Source organism: Halomonas sp. Ps84H-12 (genome assembly GCF_024124725.1).
Taxonomy (GTDB): domain Bacteria; phylum Pseudomonadota; class Gammaproteobacteria; order Pseudomonadales; family Halomonadaceae; genus Vreelandella; species Vreelandella aquamarina.
In genome coordinates this window covers 65421-81103 of the sequence record NZ_JAMXSJ010000015.1, presented here as the reverse complement: position 1 = coordinate 81103, position 15683 = coordinate 65421, and the positions used below count along the sequence as shown (strand labels likewise).

Here is a 15683-nt window from a genome sequence, read left to right as displayed (position 1 = left end):
GCAACCACTCGTCTACCGAAGGCGGCAGCAGGTAATCGGTCTGGCGATCCACAGGGATGAAGCGGCTCATGGCGATCTTCTCAGCTCGGCGATGACGGTGGTCAGTATCTCACGGTGCAACGGAAAGACCGACAGGCTGCTAGTGAGTAAGATAAGAGAGAGTGGGACAATAAGACAGTGGCGTTAACGTTTGTACTGGGTAGGGCAGTAGCCTCTCATCACATCGGGCGAGCGAAGCGACTGATGTTTGGTAGTGCGGCCCGTGACCCGCTTGCGCCATAGGCGGAATGAGCCTGGGGTCATCTGGTAGCGCATGACCTCGATCACATCGGGTTCCCCTAAACCAAATAGCCGTTCGATCGCTTCAAAAGGCGTGCGATCTTCCCAGGCCATTTCGATGACGCGAGACTGTTCGTCCTCTGGCAGGCGACGAAAGCGCTTTACGGCGGCTTTGGGCATGGCGCGTCCTCATCATTGACGTTTTCGAATAGAGAGCAGGCAAACCCCAGTGCCCCACGGGTTGTGCAACGTAAGCTATACACATTAATTTTATTGCATAGGTTTTTGCAAGCGATGAGCAATAAAACAGCGCTATTTGACGGCGAGCAGGGCACGAAACAGACCGTTCATGAGTACCGGCTCGTCTCGCTGAATACGAAAGCCAGCATGTTGGATCATGGGGCTGGCTTGACGCGTGATATCGGTCGCAATGATCGAAGTGAATACGTTCAACGTGCGGCGCCCCCACCCGGCAGGTTGGGTGTCGGGTTGGAATTTATCCATGACGCACAGTTGTCCGCCGGGTTTCAGTACGCGATAGGCCTCTGCCAAACCCTGCTCAGGGCGAGGCATGACCGCCAAAATCAGGTGCATGATGACGACATCGAAGTGTTCATCAGGATAGACGAGTTGGGTGGCGTCCATGACATGACAAGCCACATCACGCTGATAGTGCTCGGCCCTGGCGCTGGCGCGCCGGACCATCGCAGGGGTGAGATCGGTCAGGTGTATTTCTAACTCGTGGGGCAAAAAGGGGAGGTCCAGCCCCGTCCCTGCTCCCACCAAGAGAACGCGCATACCGGGTTCCCAGTCCACTTGGCTGAGCGCGACACGTCTTGGTCTGCGCAACGCGGGCGCTACGAGCGCATCGTAGAGAGGCGCGTAGGCGCTGTAGCGAAGACGATTCCAGGAAGTCGTGTTCAGCATAGGGCCTCGCAAGGTGGGAGTGAGCTGGGCGCCAGGACGGCGTCGAGTGTTGGGGCTGCCATGCTGAATGCAGCGCTCACTACCTATAGCACGAACCGTAGAGAAGCACCAAAGGTGCTGGCAACCCCGCCAGTCGCGTTGGGGGGAGCGGATACGTTAGGCAGTGATAGCTCAAAAGAGTCGGGATAGTCGTGTTGGTTACTCTTCGGTGGAGGAATCTTGTCGAAAACGCGTGGCCAAGCTTTCTATGAGTTCTAGCATCAAACGGGCTTATGGGGCTGCTGTCTCAGCAGCCCTTTTTTAAGAAGGTAAACAGTGTCGTCAATGCATCCATTCTCATATATAAGATAAACGGCGATGCTAGGCTGGCCCCTGTAGTGTTTGCGAAGGGCACTCACCAAACTGCTGCTTATAGTCGTGGGCGAATTGTCCTAAATGCCAAAATCCCCAATACGTTGCAATCTCGGTCACTGTTTGTGGCGGTTCAGCTGCGCGCAGGGCGCGCCGCACTCGGTTAAGGCGCGTCAGCCTCAAAAACTGCAATGGGCTAATGCCTAAAATCGTCGTAAAGCTATATTGCAACGTGCGTCGGCTCACATGGGTCAGTTCACACAGCGCATCCACGGTGATGGGGGCATCTACATGCGCGTCGACGTACTGCTTGATCCGGTCGACCACGGCTTTGCGATGCGCGTAGCTGGGAGGCAGCTCGCCACGGGGCTGTTGGGCATCTAATAGCTCCAGCAGGCCGGTTAAAAGAATATCCTGATGTAGCTTTTCAGCAATGGCTCCCTGCTGTTGGCCTAATAGCCGCTCCAATAGAAACAGTAAGGCGCGCAGCGTGGCAGGGTTCACATGCCGGCGGGGCGCGATCATCCACTGCTCATCCAGCGTGATGCCCTGGCGTTCGGCAGCGGCATGTAGTGCTGGCAGACGTATCACCAGCCCGTAAATATCGAAGGCTTCCGGGGTCACCAATTCAAAATCGCGCCCGCCGGGGCGGCACATCACTTGCTGCGCGTCGAGTGGCTGCCCATTGATACGCGAGCCCGCTGGTCGGGTTGGAATGCCCAGCCATAAAGAGTCCTCCCACACCCGGCAATCCTGACGCAGCGCTTGGCCGGTGTGCTCTTTGAACATCTGAATGGCAGGCAACGCAATTTCATCCAGCCGCCCATAAAACCGCCCAGGCGTGAGCTGATCATACTGCTGCTGCCAGCGGGTGAGGTTTTGCGCATGCTCGTCAGCATCAAACGCTTCTTGAATGCACTTTTTTGGTGCGCTTTGGGTAGGCGTCAAGGTCATCACCAGCTCCTAACAGCGTGAATCAGCCGCGTCCACGCCTTGTTGTCGTTATTAACCAGCTGTTTCTTATTGGTTTTTATAGCATTGGTGTGTTTTGCCAAAACTCGATACTCCCCGTTAAGTGATAGCGCTATTGTGAGAACAAGCAAGTTTTGTTCCTCAACGCGCATACCGCGCCTTGAGTATTGAACAGGTAAGAGAAGGGAAGGCCCATGGCGCAGACCTATCACACCACGGTGGGGAGCCGCCGCTATCGCTTTAGCGGGCTCGCCGAACTGATGGCCAAAGCCACGCCGCCGCGCTCGGGCGACCGCCTTGCCGGGGTGATGGCAGAATCGGCAGAAGAGCGGGTCGTCGCCCAAATGGTGCTGGCGGAGCTGCCGCTTACCACCTTTTTGAACGAGGCGCTGATCCCCTACGAGCAGGACGAAATCACCCGTCTGATTATCGACGACCACGATGCAGAGGCGTTTGCGCCGCTGAAGCACCTGACCGTAGGCGATTTTCGCAACTGGCTGCTTTCGGACCACGCCACCAGAGAAGCGCTGGCCGCTGCCCGGCCCGGCATTACGCCGGAAATGGCCGCGGCGGTGAGTAAGCTGATGCGCAACCAGGACCTCATGCTGGTGGCGAAGAAATGCCACGTGACCACGGCATTTCGCAATACCATTGGGCTGCCGGGACGGCTTTCGACCCGCTTACAGCCCAATCACCCCACCGATGACGTCACCGGCATCGCAGCGAGTATTCTCGATGGTCTGCTGTATGGCAGCGGCGATGCGGTGATTGGTATCAACCCGGCTACCGATAACGTCGCCCAGAGCATCAAGCTGATGCGGCTGATGGACGACGTGATCCAGAAATACGAGATCCCTACGCAATCCTGCGTACTGACTCACGTGACCAATACGCTAGAAGCCATTGAACAGGGCGCATCGGTGGATCTGGTGTTTCAGTCCATTGGCGGCACCGAAGCCACCAACCGCAGCTTTGGGTTCGATTTGAGCACCCTGGCGGAAGCCGAAGCCGCTGCACAAACGTTGAACCGAGGCACTGTGGGTCGCAACGTGATGTATTTTGAAACCGGCCAAGGCAGCTCGCTCTCCGCCGACGCCCACCACGGGCTGGATCAGCAAACCTGCGAAGCCCGGGCCTACGCCGTGGCACGTAAGTTCAATCCGCTGCTGGTCAACACGGTGGTCGGGTTTATCGGTCCCGAGTACCTCTACGACGGTAAAGAGATCACCCGCGCCGGCCTTGAGGATCACTTCTGCGGCAAGCTCTTAGGTGTGCCGATGGGGTGCGACGTGTGCTACACCAACCACGCCAACGCCGATCAAAACGATATGGACAACCTGCTGACGCTGTTGGGTGTGGCGGGCTGCAACTTCGTGATGGGCATCCCCGGCTCTGACGACATCATGCTCAATTATCAAACCACGTCGTTTCACGATGCGCTCTATGCCCGCCGGGTGCTGGGGCTAAAAGCCGCGCCAGAGTTCGAGCAGTGGCTGGCCAAGATGCAGATCTTCCAAGATGTGAGCACCCATCGTCTTAACGACCAGCTGCCCGCCGCCTTTGCCAACAGCCTGCGCCACTTGCCGAAGGGGAGCGACTAAGATGCCTAAGCAACCCACGCAGGAAACCACTGCGCCGATCGTCATTGAGAACCCCTGGGAGCGCCTGCGCGCCTTTACCGACGCGCGCATTGGTTTGGGGCGCGTGGGGGTGAGCCTGCCCACCAAACAGCTGCTCGCGTTTCAACTCGCCCATGCCCAAGCCCAAGATGCGGTTCACTGCCCGCTGGAGTGTGAGGTGCTCGCCGATGAGCTGACCCAGGCGCTTGGCTTGAGCACCGCACCGCTTGCGGTACACAGCCGTGCAGAGGACCGCGCGATGTACCTGCAGCGGCCCGACTACGGCAGACGCCTTAACGAGGCATCCCGAGAGGCGCTGCAGCAGGCGGCAGAGAGCGGTCAACGGTTCGATCTGGCGGTGGTGATCGTCGATGGCCTCTCGGCACTGGCGGTGCAGCAGAACAGCGTCCCGTTTCTGACCGCGCTGTATGACGCACTCGGGCGCGACAAGAACGAATGGCAGCTCGCACCGCTGACACTGGTGGAACAAGGGCGCGTGGCAATTGGAGACGAAGTAGGCGCGCTGCTCAACGCAGATGCAGTGCTGGTCATGGTTGGCGAGCGCCCTGGCCTTAGCTCCCCAGATAGTTTGGGGCTGTACATGACCTGGGCCCCCGAAGTGGGTTTAAAAGATGACCGGCGTAACTGTATCTCCAACGTGCGGCCAGCCGGGCTTGCGTATGAAGAGGCGGCCCGGCGCTTGTTGCTGCTGTTAACCGAGGCGCGGGAGCGCAAGCTCTCCGGCGTGAAGCTAAAAGACCGCAGCGAAGACAGCGTCTTGGAGGGCAGCAGCGGTTCAACTCGGAATTTCCTTGTGGCTGATTGACGGTAACAGCCGCAAAAACGCGGACGACACTTTTAATAACAACGCTGACGACATTTTCAATAACACCGCTGACGGCTCTCCCAATAACAAGACGGAACCAGGATCACAGCACGCCGCTGACACCCATTGCGTTCCACACTGAAAAGGGCAAAACGATGACACAACCAACGGTTGATCAGGCGTATCTGGCTAAGCGCCAGCTGCGTAAAGGTACGGCAGGCTGGATGCTGCTCGCGGGCCTTGGGGTCTCCTACGTAATTTCCGGTGACTTTGCAGGCTGGAACTTTGGCATTGCCGAAGCGGGCTGGGGAGGCTTTGCGATTGCCGCTTGTTTGATGGCGCTAATGTACCTTGCGCTAGTGCTGGCGCTGGCAGAAATGTCCGCCGCCATTCCCGCGGCAGGGGGCGGCTACAGCTTTGCCCGCCAAGCCATGGGGCCTGCGGGCGGCTATTTGACCGGGCTTGCGGTGTTGATCGAGTACGCGCTGGCCCCGGCGGCCATCGTGATTTTTATTGGCTCGGCGGTAGAAGCGTTATTAGGCGTTAACGGGCCGCTGGTGTATCTGCTGTTTTATGCGGTGTTTATCGGCATTCACCTAGCGGGTGTGGGGGAAGCGCTAAAAGTGATGATGGTGATTAGCGGTTTGGCGGTCTTTGCCATTTTGGCCACCGCCGTGGCGCTGATTGGCGATTTCGATTCGGCCAACCTGTTTGATATTGCACCCACCGATGCGGCGGGGGCGAGCACCTTCATGCCATTCGGCTGGTACGGTATTTGGGCGGCGCTGCCTTTTGGCATGTGGCTGTTCCTGGCGGTAGAGGGTGTGCCGCTGGCGGCCGAAGAGGCGAAAGATCCCGCCCGGGATATGCCCAAAGGCATCATTGGTGCGATGCTGTTTTTGCTCTTCACCGCCCTGCTCGTAGTCGTGCTGCTGGCCGGTGCGGCGGGCGCTGAGATGATTGGCCAAAGCGGCGTGCCGCTGGTAGATGCGCTGAATGCGGCGGGTAATCCCACGCTGGCGACCCTGGTCAACGTGCTGGGCTTAGCGGGTTTGATCGCGTCGTTCTTCTCGATTATTTATGGCTATAGCCGCCTGGTATTCGCGCTCTCTCGGGCGGGTTATCTACCCAAACCGCTGTCGCTCACCAGCGAGCGTAAAGTGCCTTACTTAGCGCTGATTGTGCCCGGTATTTTGGGCTTTCTTGCATCGCTGAGCGGGGAAGGCGATCTGATGTTAGGCATGGCGGTCGTCGGTGCGACTATCTCTTATGCGCTAATGGCGCTTAGCCATATTCTGCTGCGCGTGAAACAGCCCGACCTGCCGCGTCCCTATAAAACGCCGGGAGGCGTGGTGACCTCAGGCATCGCGCTGGTGCTCTCGCTCGTCGCGTTGACCGGTGTCTATGCGTTTGACCCTCGCGCCTTCAACTACACCATCGTGCTGTTTATTGCTGGAGCGGCTTACTACTTCCTCTACAGCAAAAATCATTTAGTCGCGAAAACCGCAGAAGAGGAATTCGCTCTGGTCACCGCAGCACCTGAGGATATCGATCCTGTCGCACCGAAGGTCGCTTCCGCGAAATTGTAATCACCACGGCAGATCGCCTAGTCTGAACCACGGCAGTGCGCCTCTGGGCTTTCGCTCAGAGGCGTTGTTATTGGCAGGCAAGGAGGAGCTTGAAGGATGTTGAACTTTACCGAATCGAACATGGCCGAGGCAGAGCAGCGGCGCTGGTACGCCGTGGACGATGGCGTGATGGGCGGCGTGTCTCAAAGCGGCTTTCGCGTGGAAGCGGGCGCTGGCTGCTTTTGTGGCGAGGTCTCCCTAGAAAACGGCGGCGGTTTTGCCTCGATGCGCCGTGAACCCAACGGCTTTGAGCCGACCCTAGCACACAGCCAAGGAGTTACGCTTCGCGTGCGTGGCGATGGTCGCACCTATCAGCTACGGCTCAAAAGCAGCGCGCTGGACGAAGCAAGCGCCTACCGCGTCGCCTTCACGCCTACGGCTCATCAGTGGGAAACGCATCAATTCACCTGGGCACAGTTCGAGGCGGTGCGCCGGGGCACGCTGCTTTCCAGCGCGCCGCCTCTCGACCCGCACTCTATTCACCAGCTCGGTTTCTTGATTGCCGACCGCGCCGCCGGGCCGTTTCTCCTGGAGATAGCCTCCATTGCGCCTTATTCACAGGGCTGACACTTACAGGGTTGACAGTTACAGTACTAAGGTCGTCTCGTACGTAGTTTGCCGTTCATGGAATCTGGAAAGCCCTCTTTCGACGTGAGCCAGCGTGATGAAACACTCCCCCGCGTATCGCCTAGCGGCCACTGTGCTGCACGGTTTCGATGAGTACCGTGCGCGTTTCAAGCAGATCACCTCAGATGCCAGCCGCCGTTTTCGCGATGCCGCCTGGCGTGAAGCGCAGCAGGCCTCCGCCGCGCGGATCAACCTGTACGGTGAAAAAGTCGAGGAGACGCTCGACCGGTTGCAGCGCACCTTTGCCCAGGACGTGCTGGCTCACTGTGAGACGTGGCGGGAAGCACGAGGGCACTACGCGCAGTTGATCAGCCAGCGGTTGGATTACGAGCTGGCGGAAACCTTCTTTAATTCTCTGTTCTGTTCGGTGTTTCAGCATCGCCATATCCGCAATGACTGGATGTTTGTGTACAGCTCCCGGGAGGATGCCGCGCACCGTTCGGGCATTGAGCTGTGCCGCAGGCATTACGTCAACGGCGACTGGGCGGGGGCGCTCGCTTGGGCGCTGAGCGAAGCCCCGTTCGAGTCCCCCTTTGCCGACGTCGAGCGCGACAGCCAGCTCGGCGCTGGATTGCTGGAAGCTCAGCTCCCTGTTGCGATTTGGCAGGCAGACGATGCCCAGGTGGAGCTACTCAACAGCGTGTTTTACCGCAACAAAGGGGCGTATCTGGTGGGGCGCATTCTAGGTGGCGGCGAGCAGGTCCCCTTGGTGCTGCCGGTTCTACATGGGGAAGGGTATGGCGAGCAGCAGGGCGGCGACCCCTGCCTGCATTTGGATACGGTCCTCACCGAAACCGATGAAGTGTCGATCATCTTCTCGTTCACCCGCGCCTATTTCCAGGTAGAGGTGCCGGTGCCGGGGGAGTTCGTCGGTTACCTAAAACAGCTTATGCCCCACAAGCCCGAGGGCGAGCTGTACGCCGCCATTGGCTTTTTCAAACACGGCAAAACCGAATTTTTCCGCGCGCTGAACCAGCAGGTGGCCAAGCGCGAAGAGCGCTTCATGATCGCGCCGGGGGTGCGGGGCATGGTGATGGCGGTATTCGTGCTGCCGAGCTTTCGCACCGTGTTCAAGATCATCAAGGATAAATTCGACCCCGCCAAAGAGGTCACCCACGCCATCGTGCGGGAGAAGTACCGGCTGGTAAAACGCCACGACCGGGTAGGGCGCATGGCCGACACCCAGGAGTTCTCCAACTTTATCGTCCGCCAGGACCACTTCGAGCCGGAGTGTTTGGCCCATTTGCTGGAGGTTGCACCCTCCACGGTGTCGCTGAAAGAGGATAAAGTGATCATTAAGCACTGCTATACCGAGCGAATGATGACGCCGCTGAATATTTACCTGGAGCAGTGCAGCGCCGATGAGCGAGTGATGGTGCTAAAAGATTACGGCAACGCCATCAAGCAGATGGCGGCGGCGAATATTTTCCCTGGCGATATGCTGCTGAAGAATTTTGGCGTCACTCGCCATGGGCGGGTGATTTTCTACGACTACGACGAGGTGAGCTATCTCACCGAGTGTCGCTTCCGCCATATTCCCAAATCCCAGGGGGACGACAGTTACATGGATGGCGGGGCCAGTTTATCTATTGGCCCCAACGATATCTTCCCTGAAGAGTTTGGCCCGTTTATGTTTGCTAACCCGGAACTGCGCACACTGTTCACAGAGCAGCACCCGGAGCTGTTCGACCCGGACTACTGGCTGGCGCTACAGCGGGCAATTCTGGAGGGGCGGGTGATCGACGTGTACCCGTATCGCAACAAGCAGCGATTCGCGGGCACCGTGGGGCAACTGGTACATTAGGCGTTTACCGGACGACGTAAGCCGAGGATAGCATGACTTCAGCCCCGCACTTGGTGGTATTTACCGGCTCGGGAATCAGCGCGGAGAGCGGCATTCAAACCTTCCGCGCCAGCGATGGCTTCTGGGAGGATCACCCGGTGGAGGAGGTCGCCACGCCGCAAGGGTGGCGGCAAGACCCAGAGCGGGTGCTGGCGTTCTATAACCAGCGCCGTGATCAGATCCGCCGCGCGAAGCCCAACGCCGCCCATAAAGCGCTGGCGGCGCTGGAGCAGGATGGCTTCAAGGTCAGCGTGATTACCCAGAACATTGATGACCTGCACGAGCGGGCAGGCTCGCGCCACGTGCTGCACCTGCACGGCGAGATTTTAAAGGCGCGCTCATCGGTGGATGCGCGGCTGCGCTACCCGCTGTCAAAGGGCGGAATTGCCCTGGGCGATGTGTGCGATAAGGGCAGCCAGCTGCGCCCAGACGTGGTGTGGTTTGGCGAAGCGGTGCCGCTGTTCGAAGAGGCCTGCGAGCTGGTGAGCCAGGCGGACTTTCTGCTTGTGGTGGGTACCTCGCTGGCGGTGATGCCCGCCGCATCGCTGCTCACCTATATCGATTACGACACCCCTTGTGCGCTGGTAGACCCCGACGCCGATGAGCTAAGCCCACCCGGCGTGCTGGCGATCAATACCACGGCGGGAGAAGGCGTGCCAGCGCTTGTACACCAGTGGCGTAAGCAGGGAAATTTAATTTTACCCTGACTTAGCGCAGGGCGAAGGTTGAGCGAACCGTGGGTTGGCACATTAATGGCGTGATTCCAAAAACCACGCTTTCATCACCCCAGTAATCTGGGTCAGCTCGGCGTCCGTCGCGATATAAGCGGGCATGGTGTAAAGCCAGCGGCCAATGGGGCGCAGCCACACGCCCCGCGCTCGGGCAAATGCGGCAACGCCTTTCAGCGCTTCGCTGCTGTGGGCTTCGATCACCGCCGTTGCGCCTAATACGCGCACGTCCGCGACGGCGGGATGTGCGCGCAGTGCTACGTCTTCTAATAGCTCGCGCTGTAACGTTTGGCTGAGCGCGGCAATTTTCTCCAGGTAGTGCTCCTCTTCGAACACCCGTAGGCTCTCCAGCGCCACGCGGCAGGCCAGGGGGTTGCCCATAAAGGTGGGGCCGTGCATGAAGGCGTGGTGCTGACTGTCGCCAATGAACGCCTCGTGCACCCGGTCGGTGGCCAGCGTGGCCGCATGGCCCAAGTAGCCGCCGGTTAGCCCTTTGGAGAGCACCATGATATCCGGCGTGACGGCTGCGTGGTCGGCGGCAAACAGCTTGCCGGTGCGGCCAAAGCCGGTGGCGACTTCATCAAAAATCAGCAGCACGCCAAACTCATCGCACAGAGCTCGCGCACCGCGCAGGTAGTGGGGTGAAGTCATGTTCAGCCCGCCCGCCGCTTGCAGCAGCGGCTCCATCAGTAGCGCGGCAATTTCATGGTGGTGGCGCGCTAGCACTTCCCGCAGCGCGGCGAGGTCCCGCTCTACCTGCTCCGGCGTCGCGTCGAACGGGGCCGTGGGGGCCGGGGCGAAGTGGTGCTGGGGCAGCAGGCTGGCGAACAGGCCGTGCATGCCCTCTTCGGGGTCGCATACCGCCATGCAGCCGGTGGTGTCGCCATGGTACGCCTTCATCAGCGAGAGCATCTTGCGCTTGCCGGGGTGGCCGCTCAGCACCTGGTACTGCAGCGCCATCTTCATGGCGACTTCCATGCCCACCGAGCCGCTATCGGAGAAGAACACATGATTCAGCCCCGGCGGGGTAATGCGCACCAGCTCTTGTGCGAGCTGGTCGGCGGGATCGTGGGTCAGGCCGCCCAGCATCACATGGCAAAGCTCCCCCGCCTGCTCGCGGATGGCGGCGACGAGGCGCGGATGGCCGTAGCCGTGAATCATGCACCACCAGGAGCAGGTGGCATCCAGCAGGCGCTCGCCGCTTTCCAGCGTAAAGTAGCTGCCGCTGCCGCCGACCACTTTGGGCGCAGGCGTTTGGGTTTTGAGATGGGCATAGGGGTGCCAAACGGGGGAGTTCATGGCGTCGCCTCCTGGGTGGCGAGGGGGAGCAGCGCATCAAGGGAGAGGTAGTACTGCGCGGTGGGCGCATCTGCCGTAGCTAAATGAGGAATGATGCCCAAGCAAGGGGCGGGCAGAGCGCGTTTCAGCAGCGCCACATTGGCTGCAAAGCGCGGGCTGTCGTCGGCAAAGGCTGAGTCCACTACGCTGCCTACCCAGCCCGCCAGCGTTAAGCCATCGGCGGCGATGGCCTCGGCGGTGAGCCGGGCATGGTTAAGGCAGCCCAGCTTCAGCCCAACCACCAGAATCACCGGCAGCCCGAGCGCGCGGGGCAGGTCGGAAAAATCCTCCTCCTCGTTCAGCGGCACTCGCCAGCCGCCTGCGCCTTCGATTAGCGTCAGGTCCCGTGGCGTGTCGGTTAACGTGTCGTTGAGCGCCTGAGTAACGCTTGCCACGTTAAGCACCGCGCCTGCTTCCAGGGCGGCGAGATGCGGCGCAATGGCGGGAGCAAAGGCCCAGGGGTTGATCGTCGGGTAATCCACCGGCGGGAAGCTTTGCGCCTGTAGCGCCAGGGCATCGCGGTTGCGCAGGCCATTGGGCGTGGCCTCGCTACCAGAGGCAATAGGCTTCAACCCCAGCGTGGTGAGCTGGCGCTGGCGGGCGGCGCCCAGCAGCGCGCTGGTGGCCAGGGTTTTGCCCGCGTCGGTGTCGGTACCGGTGACAAAATAGGTGTTGTTCATCTCGCGCTTTCCAGTTGTAGCGTCAGGCAGTGGTAGCTCACCGGCAGCCCCTGCGGCGTGCGCAGCGATTCATAGCGAACCTGGGCGGTGGCAAGCGCTTGGCGGGTCAGCCGAGCGTTGGGTCTGGCTACTTGGGCGCCCACGCCCTTGATGGAGGCCATGACGGCATTCAGGTCGGGGTAGAAAAAGCGCCGCTGCTCGCGCACGTAGTGGGTAAGCCGCAAGCCGCTTCGCGCAATCGCCCGCTGTACGGTGCTGGCGTCCGGCGTTTGCAGCAGGGCCTCGGGCCGCTGCCAGGCGGTGGCCACCTCATGAAGCGTGCCGGGCAGCAGGGTGGTGATGCGCGCCTGCCCGCTAGGGGCGAGCACCCGCGCCAACTCCTGCATCACCGCGCCGATATCCGGGCACCACTGAATCGCCAGGTTAGAGAACACGAGATCCACGCTTGCGTCGTCCAGCGGCAGCGCGGCGGCATCTCCCTGTTGCCAGCGTATGGCATCGCCATACTGTGCCTGGGCGTGGGCGAGCATACCCGGCGCCAGGTCGAGCCCGGTGGTGGTGGCGTTTGGGTAGTGGCTCGCCAGCCGCTGGGTCCAGTAGCCGGTGCCGCAGCCAAGGTCGAGCACCTGCTGGGCGCTCTGCGGCAGCGTTTGCCAGAGCGTTTCGCCAATGTCGCGCTGGGCGCTGGCGAGAGCATCGTAGCGTGGTGCCGCTCGGGAAAAGGCCCGAGCAACACGCTCCTGCCAGCGGAGCAGTGGCAGCGAGGTGACCGGTGTGTTCATCGCGGCTCCTGTAGCGCCCGCGTGGCCTGCTCGGCCAGCCGTGCCGCCAGCTGGGCGGGCTGGGAGAGCATGGGGCAGTGTCCTGCGGCTTCCAGTCGAAGCGCTTGCTGGCGCGTGCTGCTTGGTAGTAGCGGGTCGTGGGCGCCTGCCAATCGGCGGATAGGGCAGGGAGGGTTGGCAAGCAGTGCCCGGTTATCCAGCGTCTCTAGCCACATGAGCCCTTGCGCGAGCGTGTCGGTATCGGCGTGGGGAGTCTCACCTAACTGTGCTCGTAGCTGGCGGTGGGCCTCGCGGGCATTGGGTTCGCCCTGGGCCTGCCAGCGCAGAAAGTGCCGCCACGTGGCAACGGGATCGCGGCGGAAGGTGCACTGAAAGCTGGCAAGCTCGTCGCTCCTCACACCGCCATCACTCTCCGCGTCACTACAAAAACGGCTGCCTGCGCCCAGTAGCAACAGGGCCTTGGGCGGCGGCAGATGATTGAGCAGCGCCGTGGCCAGCAGCCCACCCAGCGACCAGCCCACCCAGACGGCATCGCTGGGTAGCTTAGATGCCATACGCTCGGCGAGCGCTTCAATGTGTGTGGGGGTGGGTAGCGCCGGAGCATCGCCGTAGCCGGGCCACTCCACTGCGCTGGGGTCGACCGTATTGGGCCAATGCTCCGAAAGCGTCTGCCATATACGGCGGTCGACGCCCCAGCCCGAGAGCAGGATGAGCTTCATCGCTGCTCCTCGTTCAGGCAGGCGGCGGCGACCTCCAAGAGCCTGTCGATATCGCTCTGGGTATGGCGGGCGCTTAACGTGATGCGCAGCCGCGACTCGCCGTTGGGCACCGTGGGTGGCCGAATCGCCCCTACCTGGATAGCGTGCTCATCGAACGTGGCCGCCCAGGCCAGGGTGCGCTGCTCGCTTCCCAGCAGCAGCGGCTGGATGGGCGTGTGGGAGTGGCCGAGTGGCAGCCCTAAGGCGGCCGCCTGCTGGCGGAAGTAGTCAATATGGCGAGTGAGCCGTTGGCGGTGCTCTGGTTCCCGCTGGACGATGGTGAGCGCTTCCAGAGTAGCGGCGGCAATGCCGGGCGGTTGGGCGGTGGTGTACACATAGCTGCGGGAAAACTGAATCAAGTGCTCGATCAGTGCCGCATCCCCCGCCACGAAAGCGCCCGCGGTGCCCAGCGCTTTGCCCAGGGTGCCGACCAGGATTGGCACCTGCTGGCTATTGAAGCCTGCCACGCAGCCTGCGCCGTTTTCGCCGAGCACGCCAAGCCCGTGGGCATCGTCGATCATCAGCCAGGCGCCGTGTTGCTGGCTGATGTGGGCAAGTTCTCCGACGTCAGCGATATCGCCATCCATACTGAATACGCCGTCGCTCACCACTAGCTTGTGAGTGGCCGTGCTGCGCGCAAGCAAACGCTGTAAGTCGTGGCCATCGCGGTGGTGGTAACGCCGGGAGCGGGCGCCGCTCAGCGCGCCACCATCAAGCAGCGAGGCGTGATTAAGCCGATCCTGAAATATCGCGGTGTAGGGATCCGCTAGCGCCTGCAGCACGCCTAGGTTCGCCATATAGCCCGTGGAAAATAGCAGCGCCCGCTCCCGTCCGGTCCACTCCGCCAACGCCTCTTCCAAGGCATCGTGAATGCCCAGATGCCCGCTGACCAAATGCGATGCGCCGGCCCCAGCGCCAAAGCGTTTCGCGCCTTCGGCCTGGGCCGCCTGTACGCGTGGGTCTTGAGCAAGGCCTAGATAGTCGTTGCCTGCAAAGTCGAGTGCCCCATGGGCAGAGACGCGGCGGTTGCGCCAGCGCTGCTGGCGCTCGCGCTCATCGCGGGCTGCCGCTAAGCGCTGGTGCCACACCTCAGACACTGGCATCCACCGCCAGCGCCGCAGCGCGCTCTGCCTGGGCGTTGCGCTGCGCCTGTTGGGCCAGCCGCTCGGTATGCTGCGTGTCGTCTTCGCAGGTATCGCGGCGCTCGGGGTGCAGGCCCAGCTTGGCAAACAGCGCACGGTCGCGCTCTGCCTGGGGGTTGCCGGTGGTCAGCAGCTTGTCGCCGTAGAAAATCGAGTTGGCACCGGCCAGAAAGGCAAGCGCCTGGGTGGATTCGCTCATCTGCTCCCGGCCTGCGGAGAGGCGCACGTGGCTCTGGGGCATCATGATGCGCGCCACGGCAATGGCGCGGATGAACTCCAGTGGGTCTAAATCATCGACGTTCTCCAGTGGCGTCCCCGGCACTTTGACCAGCATGTTGATAGGCACCGATTCAGGATGCGGAGAGAGCTTAGCCAACTGCTGCAGCAGCGCGCTGCGATCCTGTGCGCCTTCACCCATGCCCAAAATACCGCCAGAGCACACTTTCATACCGGCGTCACGCACGGTGGCCAGGGTCTCTAAGCGGTCGCTGTAGGTGCGGGTGGTGATGATTTCGCCGTAGTAATCGGGGGAGGTGTCGAGGTTGTGGTTGTAGTAGTCCAGCCCCGCGGCGGCCAGCCGTGTGGCCTGCTCGCCGTCGACCATACCCAGCGTCATACAGGTCTCAAGCCCCAGCGCTTTCACCTGGCGCACCATCTCTTCCACCACCACTAAATCTTTATCCCGCGGGCTGCGCCACGCGGCCCCCATGCAGAAGCGGCTGGCACCGGCCTCTTTGGCCGCTTGGGCCTGGGCCACTACCTTCTCGATTTCTAGTAGCTTCTCTTTTTCCAACTGGGTGTTGTAATGGCCCGACTGCGGGCAGTACTTGCAGTCTTCCGGGCAGGCCCCGGTTTTAATCGACAGTAGAGTAGACACCTGCACTGCGTTGGCATCGAAATGCGCCCGATGCACCTGCTGGGCTTGAAACAGCAGGTCGTTAAAGGGCAGCGCAAAAAGCGCGTTGATCTCGTCAAGCGTCCAGTCGTGGCGCGGCGCGGCATCTGCCGCGTAAGAAGCAGTTGAAGTAGTGGTCGAGGTAGCGGTCACGGGTAAACCTATATTCTTTTGAAAGTTGACAGGACTCTAGCGGGGCTGCGCCGAGGGTGTCAACTTTTTGAAGAATGTTGGTTTACCATGAGTGGGGAAAAGAAAGGCTAAAATATGCTAGCCTTTTGAAAGTAA

15 protein-coding genes are annotated in these 15683 nt (G+C 61.0%); 6 read left to right on the top strand and 9 right to left on the bottom strand.

What is annotated here, in order from left to right; genetic code table 11:
* Nucleotides 1-183: 183 nt before the first annotated feature.
* The 3 genes from NH344_RS09365 to NH344_RS09355 form a co-directional block, all read right to left on the bottom strand.
* Nucleotides 184-459: a TIGR03643 family protein gene (locus NH344_RS09365; protein ID WP_044630516.1), complete on the bottom strand. Its 276-nt coding sequence runs from the start codon at nt 457-459 to the stop codon at nt 184-186.
* Nucleotides 460-591: 132 nt separating this feature from the next.
* Nucleotides 592-1206, bottom strand: coding sequence for a class I SAM-dependent methyltransferase (locus tag NH344_RS09360; RefSeq protein WP_054640790.1), 615 nt, complete (start codon nt 1204-1206; stop codon nt 592-594).
* A 360-nt stretch (nt 1207-1566) separates the two neighbouring features.
* Nucleotides 1567-2511, bottom strand: a complete 945-nt coding sequence (locus NH344_RS09355) for a helix-turn-helix domain-containing protein (protein WP_230834476.1) — start codon at nt 2509-2511, stop codon at nt 1567-1569.
* 212 nt (nt 2512-2723) lie between these two features.
* Between NH344_RS09355 and NH344_RS09350 the strand changes: the two genes are divergently transcribed.
* The 6 genes from NH344_RS09350 to NH344_RS09325 all read left to right on the top strand — a co-directional run bounded on the left by NH344_RS09350 (nt 2724) and on the right by NH344_RS09325 (nt 9779).
* Complete coding sequence (locus tag NH344_RS09350) at nt 2724-4130, top strand: ethanolamine ammonia-lyase subunit EutB (RefSeq protein ID WP_062359950.1); 1407 nt, start codon at nt 2724-2726, stop codon at nt 4128-4130.
* 1 nt (nt 4131) lies between these two features.
* Nucleotides 4132-4974 (top strand): ethanolamine ammonia-lyase subunit EutC, encoded by an 843-nt coding sequence (gene eutC, locus NH344_RS09345; RefSeq protein ID WP_253027824.1) that lies wholly within the window; start codon nt 4132-4134, stop codon nt 4972-4974.
* 155 nt (nt 4975-5129) lie between these two features.
* Nucleotides 5130-6563, top strand: coding sequence for an ethanolamine permease (gene eat, locus NH344_RS09340; RefSeq protein WP_062359946.1), 1434 nt, complete (start codon nt 5130-5132; stop codon nt 6561-6563).
* 96 nt (nt 6564-6659) lie between these two features.
* Nucleotides 6660-7169: a CIA30 family protein gene (locus NH344_RS09335; RefSeq protein ID WP_213262785.1), complete on the top strand. Its 510-nt coding sequence runs from the start codon at nt 6660-6662 to the stop codon at nt 7167-7169.
* 97 nt (nt 7170-7266) lie between these two features.
* Complete coding sequence (aceK, locus tag NH344_RS09330; protein WP_253027823.1) at nt 7267-9033, top strand: bifunctional isocitrate dehydrogenase kinase/phosphatase; 1767 nt, start codon at nt 7267-7269, stop codon at nt 9031-9033.
* Between the two features lie 32 nt (nt 9034-9065).
* Nucleotides 9066-9779, top strand: a complete 714-nt coding sequence (locus NH344_RS09325; protein WP_253027822.1) for a Sir2 family NAD-dependent protein deacetylase — start codon at nt 9066-9068, stop codon at nt 9777-9779.
* A 42-nt stretch (nt 9780-9821) separates the two neighbouring features.
* On the opposite strand, the gene bioA is transcribed toward NH344_RS09325, so the two are convergent.
* From bioA to bioB, 6 genes are read right to left on the bottom strand one after another with little or no spacing between them, the layout of a single operon-like run.
* A complete protein-coding gene (bioA, locus tag NH344_RS09320; RefSeq protein WP_253027821.1) occupies nt 9822-11099 on the bottom strand; it encodes an adenosylmethionine--8-amino-7-oxononanoate transaminase in 1278 nt (425 codons plus the stop codon).
* Nucleotides 11096-11818, bottom strand: coding sequence for a dethiobiotin synthase (bioD, locus tag NH344_RS09315; RefSeq protein ID WP_058579653.1), 723 nt, complete (start codon nt 11816-11818; stop codon nt 11096-11098). The genes bioA and bioD overlap by 4 nt, the downstream gene beginning before the upstream one ends.
* On the bottom strand, nt 11815-12600 hold the full coding sequence (locus tag NH344_RS09310; RefSeq protein ID WP_253027820.1) for a methyltransferase domain-containing protein: 786 nt from the start codon (nt 12598-12600) through the stop codon (nt 11815-11817). Before NH344_RS09310 ends, bioD begins: the two co-directional genes overlap by 4 nt.
* Nucleotides 12597-13319 carry an alpha/beta fold hydrolase gene (locus tag NH344_RS09305; RefSeq protein WP_172515389.1) on the bottom strand — a complete coding sequence of 241 codons (723 nt, stop codon included), beginning with the start codon at nt 13317-13319 and terminating at the stop codon, nt 12597-12599. The genes NH344_RS09310 and NH344_RS09305 overlap by 4 nt, the downstream gene beginning before the upstream one ends.
* On the bottom strand, nt 13316-14461 hold the full coding sequence (gene bioF / locus NH344_RS09300) for an 8-amino-7-oxononanoate synthase (RefSeq protein ID WP_230834483.1): 1146 nt from the start codon (nt 14459-14461) through the stop codon (nt 13316-13318). Before bioF ends, NH344_RS09305 begins: the two co-directional genes overlap by 4 nt.
* Nucleotides 14448-15548: a biotin synthase BioB gene (bioB, locus tag NH344_RS09295; RefSeq protein WP_230834484.1), complete on the bottom strand. Its 1101-nt coding sequence runs from the start codon at nt 15546-15548 to the stop codon at nt 14448-14450. Before bioB ends, bioF begins: the two co-directional genes overlap by 14 nt.
* Between the last annotated feature and the right edge of the window lie 135 nt (nt 15549-15683).

Coding starts and splice junctions, on each gene's coding strand:
- NH344_RS09335 (WP_213262785.1), top strand. CDS start 6,660: ATGTTGAACTTTACCGAATCGAACATGGCCGAGGCAGAGCAGCGGCGC.
- aceK (WP_253027823.1), top strand. CDS start 7,267: ATGAAACACTCCCCCGCGTATCGCCTAGCGGCCACTGTGCTGCACGGT.
- NH344_RS09365 (WP_044630516.1), bottom strand. CDS start 459: ATGCCCAAAGCCGCCGTAAAGCGCTTTCGTCGCCTGCCAGAGGACGAA.
- NH344_RS09355 (WP_230834476.1), bottom strand. CDS start 2,511: ATGACCTTGACGCCTACCCAAAGCGCACCAAAAAAGTGCATTCAAGAA.
- bioD (WP_058579653.1), bottom strand. CDS start 11,818: ATGAACAACACCTATTTTGTCACCGGTACCGACACCGACGCGGGCAAA.
- eat (WP_062359946.1), top strand. CDS start 5,130: ATGACACAACCAACGGTTGATCAGGCGTATCTGGCTAAGCGCCAGCTG.
- eutC (WP_253027824.1), top strand. CDS start 4,132: ATGCCTAAGCAACCCACGCAGGAAACCACTGCGCCGATCGTCATTGAG.
- NH344_RS09325 (WP_253027822.1), top strand. CDS start 9,066: ATGACTTCAGCCCCGCACTTGGTGGTATTTACCGGCTCGGGAATCAGC.
- NH344_RS09350 (WP_062359950.1), top strand. CDS start 2,724: ATGGCGCAGACCTATCACACCACGGTGGGGAGCCGCCGCTATCGCTTT.
- NH344_RS09360 (WP_054640790.1), bottom strand. CDS start 1,206: ATGCTGAACACGACTTCCTGGAATCGTCTTCGCTACAGCGCCTACGCG.
- bioA (WP_253027821.1), bottom strand. CDS start 11,099: ATGAACTCCCCCGTTTGGCACCCCTATGCCCATCTCAAAACCCAAACG.
- bioF (WP_230834483.1), bottom strand. CDS start 14,461: ATGCCAGTGTCTGAGGTGTGGCACCAGCGCTTAGCGGCAGCCCGCGAT.
- NH344_RS09310 (WP_253027820.1), bottom strand. CDS start 12,600: ATGAACACACCGGTCACCTCGCTGCCACTGCTCCGCTGGCAGGAGCGT.
- NH344_RS09305 (WP_172515389.1), bottom strand. CDS start 13,319: ATGAAGCTCATCCTGCTCTCGGGCTGGGGCGTCGACCGCCGTATATGG.